The organism is Maribacter sp. PR1, from assembly GCF_028464145.1.
Taxonomy (GTDB): Bacteria; Bacteroidota; Bacteroidia; order Flavobacteriales; family Flavobacteriaceae; genus Maribacter.
On record NZ_JAQPCG010000008.1, the window covers coordinates 154,183 to 168,674 of the forward strand.

The 14,492-nt window shown below is 37.4% G+C and carries 11 protein-coding genes; 2 read left to right on the forward strand and 9 right to left on the reverse strand.

The features are described from left to right. Positions 1-110 precede the first annotated feature (110 nt). The 4 genes from PP182_RS16965 to PP182_RS16980 all read right to left on the reverse strand — a co-directional run bounded on the left by PP182_RS16965 (position 111) and on the right by PP182_RS16980 (position 5,227). The gene (locus PP182_RS16965; RefSeq protein WP_272652459.1) at positions 111-1,112 is read right to left on the reverse strand and encodes an FAD:protein FMN transferase; all 1,002 of its coding nucleotides are present in this window, start codon (positions 1,110-1,112) and stop codon (positions 111-113) included. A 166-nt stretch (positions 1,113-1,278) separates the two neighbouring features. Further along, on the reverse strand, positions 1,279-1,722 hold the full coding sequence (locus PP182_RS16970; RefSeq protein WP_272652460.1) for a QcrA and Rieske domain-containing protein: 444 nt from the start codon (positions 1,720-1,722) through the stop codon (positions 1,279-1,281). Between the two features lie 48 nt (positions 1,723-1,770). After that, on the reverse strand, positions 1,771-2,949 hold the full coding sequence (locus PP182_RS16975; RefSeq protein ID WP_272652461.1) for an AIR synthase related protein: 1,179 nt from the start codon (positions 2,947-2,949) through the stop codon (positions 1,771-1,773). A 91-nt stretch (positions 2,950-3,040) separates the two neighbouring features. Further along, on the reverse strand, positions 3,041-5,227 hold the full coding sequence (locus PP182_RS16980) for a glutamine synthetase III family protein (RefSeq protein ID WP_272652462.1): 2,187 nt from the start codon (positions 5,225-5,227) through the stop codon (positions 3,041-3,043). A gap of 189 nt (positions 5,228-5,416) precedes the next feature. Between PP182_RS16980 and PP182_RS16985 the strand changes: the two genes are divergently transcribed. Next, complete coding sequence (locus PP182_RS16985) at positions 5,417-6,433, forward strand: glutamine synthetase beta-grasp domain-containing protein (RefSeq protein WP_272652463.1); 1,017 nt, start codon at positions 5,417-5,419, stop codon at positions 6,431-6,433. 56 nt (positions 6,434-6,489) lie between these two features. Here the strand turns inward: PP182_RS16985 and PP182_RS16990 are convergent, their stop codons facing one another. The 5 genes from PP182_RS16990 to PP182_RS17010 all read right to left on the reverse strand — a co-directional run bounded on the left by PP182_RS16990 (position 6,490) and on the right by PP182_RS17010 (position 13,977). Then, entirely contained in the window at positions 6,490-8,103 is a 1,614-nt protein-coding gene (locus PP182_RS16990) for a carboxypeptidase-like regulatory domain-containing protein (protein WP_272652464.1), read from the reverse strand. 8 nt (positions 8,104-8,111) lie between these two features. Next, positions 8,112-9,710 carry a carboxypeptidase-like regulatory domain-containing protein gene (locus tag PP182_RS16995; RefSeq protein WP_272652465.1) on the reverse strand — a complete coding sequence of 533 codons (1,599 nt, stop codon included), beginning with the start codon at positions 9,708-9,710 and terminating at the stop codon, positions 8,112-8,114. A 3-nt stretch (positions 9,711-9,713) separates the two neighbouring features. Continuing rightward, on the reverse strand, positions 9,714-11,249 hold the full coding sequence (locus PP182_RS17000) for a carboxypeptidase-like regulatory domain-containing protein (protein WP_272652466.1): 1,536 nt from the start codon (positions 11,247-11,249) through the stop codon (positions 9,714-9,716). 186 nt (positions 11,250-11,435) lie between these two features. Then, a complete protein-coding gene (locus PP182_RS17005; RefSeq protein WP_272652467.1) occupies positions 11,436-13,001 on the reverse strand; it encodes a carboxypeptidase-like regulatory domain-containing protein in 1,566 nt (521 codons plus the stop codon). 37 nt (positions 13,002-13,038) lie between these two features. Continuing rightward, complete coding sequence (locus tag PP182_RS17010) at positions 13,039-13,977, reverse strand: calcium/sodium antiporter (RefSeq protein ID WP_272652468.1); 939 nt, start codon at positions 13,975-13,977, stop codon at positions 13,039-13,041. Between the two features lie 155 nt (positions 13,978-14,132). Here PP182_RS17010 and PP182_RS17015 point away from each other — a divergent pair, with 155 nt between their 5' ends. Beyond that, positions 14,133-14,492 (forward strand): BlaI/MecI/CopY family transcriptional regulator, encoded by a 360-nt coding sequence (locus PP182_RS17015; protein WP_272652469.1) that lies wholly within the window; start codon positions 14,133-14,135, stop codon positions 14,490-14,492.

Here is a 14,492-nt window from a genome sequence, read left to right on the forward strand (position 1 = left end):
ACGGACCAAATTATGTTTAGATATTTCTACCAAAGGTTTTAGCCCTCTTATATTATTGTACATATAACAGGATGTGATTCAAAACTAAAAACTGTATTAGCGCTTAAAAATCATGGGATTCTATCCAGAATCATACCTGAACTTTTGTATATTTTGTTATCGGAGTCTACAATAATAACCTCAGTATCTCCCAGCTGATTAACCAAGGAGAGACCCGCGTTTCTTCCCATAACCAAAATAGCGGTCGCCAAGGCATCACACAGTTCTGCATTTTTTGAAAAGACAGATACACTTTGAATTCCTTTTTGAAGAGGATAACCTGTTCTCGGATTCAGGATATCCGTATATTTTTTATTATTTACCAAAATATACTTCTCCTTGTTACCCGAAGTGGCCACGGAAGATTCCACAATTGGAAGCCAAGAAAATATTTTGGCCCGATTGTTTGGGTTTGCGATACCCAAAAGCCATTTTTCGCCACTGACCTTGGTTCCCCAGGTAGTTAAATCTCCATTGGAATTGATAACGCCCGCCACTACTTGTTTTGAAACTAATAATTCTTTGGCTTTATCTAGCGCATATCCTTTACCTATAGCACCAAAGGAAATTTTCATTCCACGCTTTGATAAATAAACCGTGGATTCGGCCTCATTCAATAGAATATTCTCATAATTAACTTTCAAAAGCGCTTGACTAATCTGTTGGTGGCTCGGCTTGATGGACATAGAACCATCAAAATTCCAAATCTTGTCCAAAGCAGCATATGATATATCGAATGCCCCGTTGGTAATGTCTGAAATCTGTTTGCAACGTTCAATCAACTTAAAAAGTTCTAGGCTTACCTTGACCGGTTTAACACCCGCATTTTTATTTATAAGTGAAGTTTCCGATTCGGAATTCCATGAAGAAATCATTTTTTCAATCCTATTGATTTCACCAATGGCCTCTTGAATATTGATATAACCCAAATCCTCATTATTCGATACAATGGTAATATCAAAAGGACTTCCCATTAAGTTTACCGACTGTTTCACGGTTACATAGTCCTTTTCTTGACCGGAACCTATAAGGCACCAAAAAAATGCTAATATGACGACTCCAAACCTCAACATTGTAAGTTTTGATATGGAAAAAAAGAGTTGAAAATTCCCGAATAAGTCGTATAGGGCTGTACATGGCATTTACTTATAAAATGCCATTGGATTGCAATCGCCTCCTTTGAGAGTTTTATAGGGACCTTTAAGATCAAAATTCTATGATTTGGGACTAGAATCTGGTTTATTCGAATACTCTAAGACTATCTCCGCTGAGTTCTGTCTGGTAAATTTTTAAGGGCTTAGGTGCTTTTCCATCCACTTGATTCAAGTTACTACCATCTTGGGCAAATCGTGAACCATGAACATCGCAATAAAAAATACCTCCCTGTTGCCCCGTAAACCTAACCTCATCATAACTTTGATGACTACATACTTGGCTCGCTGCTACAAATTCACCGTCCAAATTCCTGGCGACAACGACTAAGTTTTTAAGAATAAACCCGCCATTATTGGCCAAATTAGCCGCTTCCGCCGAAGTAAGATCTATTGTAAAATCTACATTGTTCGGTTCTTCCACAATATTTCCATCCTCACCATTGTCCTTGGAGCAACTTCCCAAACATGGGAATGTGATAGCAAAGGCCGCACCCGCGCCTAAACTTTTTAAAAACTGTTTTCTTTCCATAGCCAGATATTTATAATACAAACGTTTGTATCCAGCTAATCGTATGCCTTAGTACTCAAAGGTACCAAATTGGCTATTTATGGTCAGTTTTTTGGTAGAAGAGGTCTCTACCCGGCCTATTATTTGAGCCTTTACATTAAAGCTTTGGGAAATTTGAATGAGTTCCTTGGCAGTCTCTTCATTGGTGTAGATTTCCAATCGATGACCGCAATTGAACACTTGGTACATTTCCTTCCAGTCCGTTCCGGACTGTTCCTGTATTAATTTAAACAAGGGCGGAATTTCAAAAAGATTGTCCTTTATGATGTGCAAGTCTTCCACAAAATGAAGAATTTTGGTTTGTGCACCTCCACTGCAATGAACCATTCCATGAATGTCCCTATTATCGTATTTGGAAAGTATTTCCTTTACTATAGGCGCATAGGTTCTTGTTGGAGACAGGACTAATTTACCTGCATCCAAAGGCGAATTTTTGACAGGGTCGGTGAGTTTTGCTCCTCCAGAATAAACAAGTTCTTCCGGCACTTCGCCATCAAAACTCTCAGGGTACTTTTTGGACAAATACTTGGCGAATACATCATGTCTTGCAGAAGTGAGTCCATTACTGCCCATTCCTCCATTATATTCCTTTTCGTAAGATGCTTGTCCAAAGGAAGCCAGACCCACAATCACATCACCCGCTTTTATGTTGGCATTATCGATAACATCGGTTCTTTTGAGTCTTGCCGTAACTGTAGAGTCAACAATGATAGTCCTTACCAGATCACCCACGTCGGCGGTTTCCCCTCCAGTTGACTTAATGGTTATCCCAAATTTTTCCAAATCTTTTATCAATTCTTCGGATCCATTAATAATAGCTGAAAGGACCTCACCAGGTATCTTATTCTTATTTCTACCAATGGTCGAGGAAAGCAAAATGTTATCCGTTGCACCGACACATATTAAATCATCGATATTCATAATAAGGGCATCCTGGGCAATTCCCTTCCAAACTGAAAGGTCACCTGTCTCCTTCCAATACATATAGGCCAAAGAAGATTTAGTGCCCGCACCATCCGCATGCATTATCAAACAATAATCATCGTCTCCCGTAAGATAATCCGGAACTATTTTGCAGAATGCCTTTGGGAATAGGCCCTTATCAATATTTTTGATGGCGTTATGAACATCTTCCTTAGATGCGGAAACACCTCGCTGATTATATCTTTCGCTATGTGATGAGGACATCGTTGAAAAGTTTGGAGCAAAAATAGGGTAATTGGACTAAACTTCAAGAAGAGGAATCATATACCTCTAAATTTTTAAATCCTTTTTAACCCTACTTAATGAATAACAGTTCGCTATACTTAGTTAATGGCCATAATTGATTTTCGATCAACTTTTCCAATTCATCGGAATGATTTCTAATCGTATCGAAATAGGGCTTGATATCATTACAATAGGTGGCTGCCATTTTCGCCGTGTCCTTTATTTTATCCGCTTTATTTTGTGCGTTAATCAAGGTATCCGTCGCTTGTTTTAACGCCGAGATATGCTCTCCTATTTCTTCGATCATGGACAACTGTGCTACAGTAAAGTTTTTATGGGCCGCACCATAAATCTCTTTTAAACCGGTTACGTTCGTTATTAATTTATTCTGATAGGCAATAGCTGAGGGAATTACCGAATTATATACGAGGTCCTTATACAAGTGCCCTTCTATTTGGAGGTGCATGACATAGGTTTCCAACTCCACTTCCTTTCGAGCCCCCAATTCCACTTCGCTCATTACCTTCATGGACCTAAATAACTCAACGGTGTCTTTTGAAGACAAAATCTGAAGGGCCTCTGGAGTATTCCTATTATTGCTCAGTTTCCTTTTCTTTGCCTCGTTTTCCCATTCCTTACTGTAACCATCACCATCAAACCTTATTCTTTTACAGGTTTTAATATACTCCCGAAGAACATTGAAAATTGCTTCATCCTTTTTAAGACCTTTTTTATCCAATAATGCATCTACTTCTTTTTTAAAGTCTTTCAGCTGTTTGGCGACAATGGTATTCAATACGGTCATTGGTTTTGCACAGTTGGTTTTGGCACCAACCCCCCGCATTTCAAACTTATTTCCAGTAAAAGCGAAAGGAGAAGTCCGGTTACGGTCCGTATTGTCCAATAATATCTCCGGAATTTTACCGACCACATTGAGCTTAAGTTCTGTCTTTTCCTCTGGGCTCAATTTTCCTTTGGATACACCTTCCAATTCATCCAATACACTACTTAATTGCGTACCAATAAAAATTGAAAAAATAGCGGGAGGAGCCTCATTGGCTCCCAATCTATGATCATTACTGGCCGATGCGATGGAAGACCTTAAAACCTCCTCATAGGTATCCACGGCTTTAATGGTATTTACAAAGAAAGTTAGGAACTGCAGGTTTTTCATTGGCGTACTTCCTGGACTCAATAGATTCACACCGGTATCTGTCGCCAAAGACCAATTATTGTGTTTTCCAGAACCATTGACCCCTGCAAAAGGTTTTTCGTGAAACAATACTTTCAAATTATGACGGTCCGCAATTTTATCCATAACATCCATCAACAATAAATTATGGTCCACCGCAAGATTTGCCTCCTCAAAAACCGGGGCCAACTCAAACTGATTGGGAGCAACCTCATTATGTCGGGTTTTTACCGGAATACCCAATTTTGTACATTCCTTTTCTAAATCACTCATAAAGCTGAGCACCCTACTGGGGATAACTCCAAAATAATGGTCATCCAATTGTTGTCCCTTTGCTGCAGAAACTCCCAAAAGGGTTCTTCCTGTAATAATGATATCTGGACGTGAATGGGCAAGGGCTTTATCGATAAGGAAATACTCTTGCTCCCAACCTAGGGTAGCGTTCACTTTTGAAACGTTCTTATCAAAATATTTAGCCACATGGGTGGCAGCCTCATCAACCGCACCCAAGGCCCTCAATAGTGGTGCTTTGTTATCTAGCGCCTCCCCGGTATAGGAAACAAAAATCGTAGGAATACATAAGGTTGTTCCGTAAATAAATGCGGGAGAAGTAGGATCCCAAGCTGTGTAACCTCTGGCCTCAAACGTATTCCTAATACCTCCACTAGGAAAGCTGGACGCATCCGGTTCCTGCTGAACCAATTGTCCGCCACCAAATTTTTCCAGTGCCCTACCGTCCGTGGTTAAATCAAAAAATGCATCGTGTTTCTCCGCTGTGCTTCCTGTAAGTGGTTGAAACCAATGCGTATAATGGGTAGCACCCATGGTTATTGCCCAACCTTTAATTGCCTCCGCAACCTGATCCGCTATTTTACGATTAATCTTGGACCCTGATTGCATAGCCCCCTTCAAACTTTCATAAGCATCCTTGGTTAAGTACTGAAGCATTTTGGTTTCGTTAAAAACATTGGCTCCGAAAATATCGGAACGCCTTCCTTTTTCTTCGACGGAAATAACTTCTCGTTTTAAACTCTGAACAATTGCTTCAAATCTAGGTATGGACATAGTGTTTCAAATTATTAATTCCACAAAATTACGTTGTAATAATAAGTATTTGACAAAATACCCATAAAAAAATGGGGGTGTAATATAATTAATTGAAAATTTAAATATTTACCCCCTAAAAAATTCATAGAATACAACAAAAGACATATTTTTGGACGTCATTTTTTAGTAACATAACTACCACAAATTATGAGCAAAACAAAATTAGAATACATCTGGTTGGATGGTTATTTTCCAACTCAGAACATGAGAAGCAAGACTAAAGTCGTGAACGACTTTGGTGGTACATTGGAGGACTGCCCTATGTGGTCTTTTGATGGAAGTTCTACAAGACAGGCAGAAGGTGGTTCTTCCGACTGTTTATTGAAACCAGTGGCTATTTTTCCAGACCCCGCTAGAAAAGATGGCTATCTGGTAATGACAGAGGTATTAAATGCCGATGGTACACCACATGAGTCTAATGGTAGGGCTACCATTGATGATGAGGACGATGATTTCTGGTTTGGTTTTGAGCAAGAATACTTCATTATGGATAGTGAAACCGATCTACCTTTAGGATTTCCAAGGGGAGGTTACCCTGCACCTCAGGGGATGTACTACTGTTCTGTTGGAGGAAAAAACACCCACGGTAGGGATTTTGTTGAGCAGCATGCGGATTTATGTATTGCAGCGGGAATCAATTTTGAAGGAATCAACCAAGAAGTGGCTTCCGGACAATGGGAATTCCAGTTGTTCGCGAAAGGTGCCAAAAAAGCTGGAGATGAAATCTGGGTAGCTAGATATTTATTGGACAGATTAACCGAATCTTATGGATACTATATTGAATACCATCCAAAACCATTAGGTAAGGATATGGATTGGAACGGTTCTGGTATGCATGCCAACTTCTCCAATACTACTTTAAGAACTTGTGGTGACAGAGCTACTTACGAAAAGATTTGTGAAGCATTCCGTCCAGTAGTTAAGGAACATATTGCCGTTTACGGTGAGTTTAACGATCAACGTTTGACCGGGGATCATGAAACTCAATCGATCCATGAATTTAGTTTCGGAATTTCTGACCGTGGAGCATCTATCCGGATTCCAATCGCAACTGTAGAAAGCGGATGGAAAGGATGGTTGGAAGATAGAAGACCTGCTTCTAACGGAGACCCATATAAAATTGCAGGAAGAATTGTGAAAACTGTTAAGTCTGCTGACGTATAGTAAATAATTATAATTAATTGTTTAAACCAAAGGCCTTGGAAGAATCCAAGGCCTTTTTAATTGGTGACATTAGGTAATGGGGTATTCATCCAATAGTCTTTTTTTAAAGCCTGCTTTGAAATATGTTGAATTTCGCTGTCCAAAGGTTTCATTTTATGCATTAAGCTGTCTTTTGATATATCCCCAATTGTTGAAAAAGGCGTGGTTTCCTGAACAAAAAATTCCCTATATTGATGTAAATATTCCCATTTTCTTTCATCCAATTTATTCCCTAAACTATCCCTAATTTCACCATAGGAATAGTTAAGATTAGCTATTTCAGCCTTGTCATTTTCCGTGAAAATGTATTCTAAGGCATCAGCAACTTTTGTATATTTTGTATGAGGACAAATTGTAAACCTTCTTTCGTCTTCAGAGAAAAAGAAATCTTTTATGGGCAGTAGCTCCCCTTTATATTTAATTTTGAAGTCCCCATTTTTAATTTCATCCAGATTAGCCGGCACTTTATTTAAACGGATTTTAAAGGAATTATCACGTAAATCTACCACTAACTTAGAAAAAAATTCCGGTGGCCTTTGTATGAGCATTTTGTTGTAGAATGAAATATAGCCCAAATACATTTTGTCCTTTTCTCCTTTATAATATTCGGTAATTATGCGGTATAAATTTTCACCTTCCGTTTCCTTAAAACCATCTGAATAACGTTCAAGTGGATTTATGGCCTTGTCATTTTCACCGGGTTTTTTTCTCCTATACAGGCTATAATCTAATTTTAAAATCGAAAAATTACCGGTATCCAGGAATATTCTCCCCTCACTTCTATAATCATTGTCCCTGTAATAGCACGCTATGTTGTATACCTTGGTATCCTTGTAATTAGTGGTTCCCATCAAACGAAAGCGATGGTTTTCCAGAAAGTCCAGCGACATGTCATTTATAAAAGAGTATACATCTATTTGATAGTTTCTAATGGCATCATGAATCATTAGTGTGATCAGCTCATTGCCTCCAGTGTTCTCCATTTTAGCATGTGGAATTACCTTATTATAACCACCATAATCATAAGGTTGTTTGGCAAACGGATCCACCTCGAAATCCGTATTATGTCGATAAGAAAATAACTCATATTGATTGTCGAAGTTGTCTTTTTTCGAAAATCCCTCGTCATATAAATTTACCACCGCCTCGTTCAAATTCGTATAACTTCCATTTTTGACCTGGTAATCCCGATAGTAACCTACCATGCTATAAGGCATCAATGGGTAGTTCTGTGGTATACGGGCAATGGCCATCCTCATCAATTCCCGTGCATTGAGTTTTTTTAACTTGGCCTTAACTACGGCCTCTTTCAGTTCCATTGCGGAAGGTTGGAGAACAATTATGTTGGCCTCGGATATCCTTAAATCCCGCATGGGAATATTTTTAGTTCCGTACCCCATGCATGAAATTTCCAAAATCTCACCCATGGACTTATAGCGCATGGGTATTCTAAAGGTACCGTCAATATTGGATATCACGCCCATTGCGGCCCCCTTGACCCTAATGCTGGCGAAGGGTATGGGTTCGTTCTGCGTGGCATCCACCAATTGACCGAAAATATAATCCCTTTGTTGGCAATAGCAAATAGCCGAAATTGAAAGCAGTACTAAAAAAAGATAATTCCTAATCATCTATTGTTTTAATTTATTTTCGCTTCTAGAGGCGTATTCATCCAATACTCCTTATAATCCTTAGGCTTAATCATGGGCTGGTCCTCAAATATCGGTTTTCCCTTATCCATAAACTCCCCATCTAAAGGTGATCTTGAATTCGGTTTTATACGCTGAACAAAAAATTCCCGGTATTGCTGGTACTCTTTTATGTTGGGTTTATTTACCAAGTTTCCATTTGTATCCCTTACATCTTCAATCCCTATCTCAAACATGTCTTCCACTTCATTGGCTTTTCTCTTACTTATTAAGGCACTTGTTTCTCCCCTAGCGTTAAAAACCGCCTGTTTGAAATCTGAATCCCCATAGATTCTAACCGAATCACTGAACACTTCTATTTTATCAATTCCGTATTTTTTTTTCTGGAACATCATATCATAATTTTTAGGATTCGCGGCGGTAAGGGAATCTACCGCTTTGTTGAAGTATAAGGCGTAGTATCCACGGGGCATGTTGACGAAAGTAGAATCCAAGGCAAATTTGGGTGGTCTTCTAACTTCAAAATTATTATGAAAGGAGATGTAGTTTAAAAACATTTTTCCATTAACCCTCCTATATTCGGTCAGAATATCAAAGATGACCTTTTGTTTATGCCCATGTTTGTTTTTTTTGTTTTCCTTGTTCGTCCTCTTGGCATTGTACATCGTGTATTCCAATCTATGAATAGCGAAATCTTTCTTGGAAATAAATATTTCTCCGTGAGCCCTATAATTCAGGTGTATTTGCCAAAATTTAATTCCATACAGCGCTTCATTATCACTATAGGAATCCTTACTTCTAAGGAAGTTATGACTCTTAAGTAAATCATTTTTTAAAATTCCTATATAGTCGTAGGAGAAGGCATTATAGTTTCGAATAGCATCATGAATTCGTAAAATTCGAAACTCATTACCCCCATAAGCCCCTAGATAGGCCTTTTTGATGATTTTTTTATAGTTCTCATAATCGTAGGCCATACGTGCCATGGAATCCTGTTCAAAATTCTTGTTCAATTCAAAATTAAAAACTTGTATCTCGGAAGTTGCGTCGTCCAATTGATCAAAGCCCTGATCATAAACCTCCATGATACCTTCATTAAGGTTCATGTATTCCCCATCATTTAATTGGTAATCCCGATAATAGCCTATGGTGGAAAAAGAAGTTGTTGGATAATTACTTGGGATGGCAGCAATGGCTTTTTGTACAATTCGCTTAGGGCCTAATCTTTTTCTTCTTTTATCCCTTGCCTTCACCACCGCTTCCTGAAGACCAATGGCCGACGGATTCAATAAGATTAAGTTAATTCCTTCTTGCAAGAAATCCTTGATAGGTATTTCCTTGGTTTGATATCCCATGGAAGACACCTCAATTAAATCCCCATAATCCTTGTACCTCAATGGAATCCTAAAACTACCATCTACATTGGTTATTACCCCTAAGGCCTTGTCTTTAATTCTAATATTGGCAAATACGACAGGTTCTCCCGTTTTGCTATCCTCTATTTTACCGAAAAAAAAGTCATTTTGTTGTGCGTGAACCAATGCAGAACAAAAGATAAAAAGGATCCAAATGTTGTTTTTTAGAATCATAATCTAGTCTTTAAGGGATTTGAGTGGGGTATTCATCCAATACTCATTAAAGTTAGCAGGCTTTGATATAGGCTGATCTTTAAAAATTGGCCTTGTTTTATTCATGTATAGACTATCATTTGGTAGCATTAAAGCTTTTAACTGAAGCTCTTGCACAAAAAACTCCCTAAACTGTTTTCTATATTCATATTCAGGCTCATTAATCACATTCCCCGCTTCATCCTTTATCCGCTTTAGTTCAATACTCAAATTTTCACTATTTACTTTTTCGCGATTTGCCAAATAGATTAATTCGCGAAATAAATCCCTGTTCTTTTTATTGTTAAAATCAGGAATTAAAGAAACCTCATTCCCAATAATCGTAACCGCCTTGAATTTCAGCCTTTTACCATTAAATCGAATATCGTAGTTGGTCAACCTCCCCGCAGATTTCTCTTCCAATAGCTTTGTAAATACCAAAATGAATTGATTTCTATTCAGGTCCAACGTACTATCCTCCAATTGTAATTTTGGAGGGGTGGCCAACCTAAAGGCATTATGCATGGAATGGTAGCTTAGGTACAATTTACCACCTTCTTCCATATATTCTACCTTTGTTTCGAAAAGTATAGTTCTCTCCTTGTCTCCTCCACCTTGCTTTTCGTAGGTTGTATAGTTAAAACCCATAATGGCAAAATTATCCTGGGTTATGTATAGGTCACCCTCGACTTCCACTTTTGTACCGACCAATTCAAAAGAAATATGATATAAATAGTCCCCATTTACGATAACATCTTCCTCTTTAGAAAAAGTATGATTTCGGGTAAAATCAGTGTCGAATCTATTTACGAAATCAAAAGAATTGATTTTATAGTTTCTAATGGGATTATGAACTCTTAAAATAACGAATTCATTACCTCCATAGCTACTCAAAGTGGCGTTGGAAATGGTCTTGGAGCGCTTAGCATAATCATAGGGCTTTAATCCTAGGGTATCAATGGGAAAGTCAGTGTTTTGACGGTAATCAAAAATTTGAACCTTGGAGGTTTCATAATCGGACAAGGTAAAGCCTTGGTGATAAACCTGCATTAGAGCCTCGTTAAGATTGGTATAATTTCCATCCTTAAGTTGGTAATCCCTGTAATAACCCACATAGGAATATGGGTTTTGTGCCACATTCGAGGGTAAATTTGCTATGGCCTTATAAACAATTTCCCTTGCCGTTAATCTTGCTGCCCGACGTCTTTTTTCCCTTACAGTGACCTCCTCCAATTGGAACAAGGCCGGCTTCATCTTTAAGATTAGAATGGTTTCTGTATTGAATAAGGAAAGTGCAACTTCCCTTTTTTCATAACCCATAGAGGATATTTCCAGAACTTCGCCCGCTAATTTATATTTAAGTGGAATTTTAAAGCCTCCATCCGTATTGGAGATAACCCCAAGGGCCTTATCCTTAATTCTCACCGTGGCAAAAACCACTGGCTGTCCAGATTCACCATCCAAGAGCTGACCCCTCACAAAATCCTTTTCCTGCCCATTACCTACAAAAATTCCAAACATAAGGCATAGAAAGTATAATTGTTTGGTTAGCATGAAATTAGGTAATGGTTACATACACGAAATATAAATAAAATCCCACAAGAATTGTTCCATTTTCTAATTTCAATATAATCCAATTAGGGATAAAAACTGATATTGAAAAATCAAAAATACCCTTGTAATCCAAAAGGAAATATACCTACATGATTAGTTTACAACATCAGATAATGGGGTGTTCATCCAATATTTTCCAAAATCTTTGTTCTTGTGTATTGGTTGATTGTCAAAAAGAGGCTTGTCCTTTTTCATAAAAAGAGTGTCTTTTGAATTACTCGTGTTAGGCTTGGTTTCCTGAACAAAAAATTCACGATATTGTTCGTATGTTTTATATTCCATTTCGTTAATCAAATTAGCTTCAGGAGTAGCATCTCTCAAACCAGTCACTTCAATAGTCAACAAATCGGAAAGCTTTAGTCTTTTTCTTGATACTACATTTAGTTCGTTAGCCATGATTACAAATTCCTTATCGGTCAATTTTGGATATACCAGAACCTCTTTTTCGAATTCGCCTAAAGTTTTTATCTTTTCAATTTGTATTTTATTTTTCTTAAATTTAAAATCGTAGTATTTCTTTTCTTTTGCATAAAGTTCATCCAAATGGTTGTTGAATGTTAGCCGAAAACACTTACATTCAAGGTCTAGTATGGTTTCCTCTAGTATGAATTTTGGTGGTTTACCTACTTGAAACGTATTAAAAAATGATATATAACTAGGATACAGCTTACCGTAAATCTTCTTATACTCAGTAGTTATTTTAAATAAAACTTCATTATACATACCATTCTGATCTATTTTTTTATCTTCTGTAGTTCGTGTCCTGTCATACAAGGTATATTCGAATTTGAAAATTCCATAATTCCTTTTTGAAATGTATATTTTACCTATAACCCTATATTTTACTAATGTTTTGGTAAAACTTACAACAAAAAGTGATTCATCACCCGATTTAATTTCCGGTTCTTTTTTAAAGAAATGGTTATTAATAAAATCCTTTTCCATCACATTGACGAAGTCGAAAGAATTATTTGCATAATTTCTAATGGCATCGTGTATTCTGAGAATGGTAAACTCATTACCACCATAATCAAATAGATAAGCCTTGTCAATATATTTTTGGTAATTCTTGTAGTCGTACTTATACATACCTTCTATGTCCTTTTCAAAATCTTGATTCTTATGATAATCATAGACTATAACTTGTGAATTTAGGTAATCATTTGTGCCAAAACCTAAATCCAAAACTTCCAAAATAGCTTCGTTCAGGTTTACATAATTTTTCTTTTTAAGCTGGAAATCTCTATAATAGCCGGTACTAGAAAATGGCTTTAGTGGATAGTTTTTGGGTATATACTTTATGGCCCTACGTACAATTTGAACAGCGGATAACTTCTTTGGTTTTTTCCCTTTGACTACAGCTTCCGATAAGCTTAGTATTCCGGGATCCAAGTACATAATATTTATATCTTTTGGGGAAAGATTCTGTAAGTTGTATATTTTTTTAATGTAGCCCATGGAGGAAATTTCAATAGACTCTTCTTTTTGCCTGTACTCTTGAGGCAGCCGAAAGCCACCGTCCATATTAGTAATTACTCCTTTTGCCTGACCTACAATACGCACCGTCGCAAAAACAATTGGTTCGCCTGTATCCCTATCCAGAAGTCTTCCCCTCACAAAATCCGATTCCTGCCCATTACCTACAAAAATTCCAAACATTAGGCATAGAAAGTATAATTGTTTGGTTTGCATGAAATTAGGTAATGGTTACATACACGAAATATAAATAAAATCCCACAAGAATTATACCATCTCTCCAACCTAGTCGCAATCCTTTGGGGAAAAAAACCAAGGGAAGAATTAAAAAAGATATCCCTAACATCCAAAAAATATCATTGCTCAAAAGGCCGGGGTCCATTACTTTAATCGGTGTCACGAAAGAAGTTATTCCGAGAACCGCCAATAGATTAAAAATATTTGAACCTAATAAGTTCCCTAGGGATATCGCCTTTTCTTTTTTAATTACAGCTATTACAGAAGCTGCCAGTTCAGGAATACTGGTACCCACGGAAACAATGGTTATTGCTATGACTCTTTCACTAACCCCAAAAGCCGTAGCGAGGCCTACCGCTCCACTAATCAACAGCTCGGATCCACCCCACAGGGCAATTCCACCCAAAACTAAAAAAAGAGCAGTTTTATAAAAAGGTAATGCTACCATCTTTTCTTCTTCCTCAGAAATGACCGCCTTCTTTTGAAAAAGTAGCAAATACACCAAGAAAAGTAGTAGACATACGACCATGATCAATCCTTCATATCTTTCGATTACCCCGTCAAAATATATAAAGAAGAAGAATAGTAGCGATGCAGCCATCATAACCGGCCAATCCGTACTATAGAAGTTTTTATTTACATCTATTGGACTTAACAAGATAGTTACGGCCAAGACCAAACCTAGGTTTGCGATGTTAGATCCCACCACATTACCCAAGGCTAAATCCGGAAATCCGTCCAAGGCTGCATTAACACTAACAATAAGCTCCGGTGCAGAGGTAGCAAAGGAAACTACGGTCATACCTATTACAATTTTTGGAATACTTAGCTTTAGGGATAAATCTACAGCGGCTTTCAACAACCAGTTACCTCCTGAAATCAAAAGCACCAACCCACCCAAAACAAAAAGGAAATCTTGCATCTTATTCGTTTACTAACAAATATAGCCGATGACCTTTAGTTACCTAGTACTATGTATTTATTATTGACTACAAACTATAAAATTCGTTAAATAACTGTAAAAATAGTTTCATAACTACAAAAATAGTTATAGGTTTGAACCAATAAAAATAGAACATGCAAAAATTAACGAACAAGGAAGAAGAGGTCATGAAAATCCTTTGGTCTTTGCAAAAAGCCTTTGTTAAGGAAATCATGAAAGAAATAGAAGGGGAAAAACCACATTACAACACCCTATCGACCATTGTAAGAAATCTTGAAGATAAAAAGTATGTAGACCACGAAGCCTTTGGAAAGACCCATAGATATTACCCATTAGTTTCCAAGGAAAGTTATCGTAACAACTTTGTAAACCATAATATGGTTGATTTTTTTGACAATTCTTATAAAAACCTGGTCTCCTTTTTTGCTAAGGAGGAAAAAATTTCGGTCGATGAGCTTAAAGAAATTATTGACCTCATAGAAAAACGGAAGTAA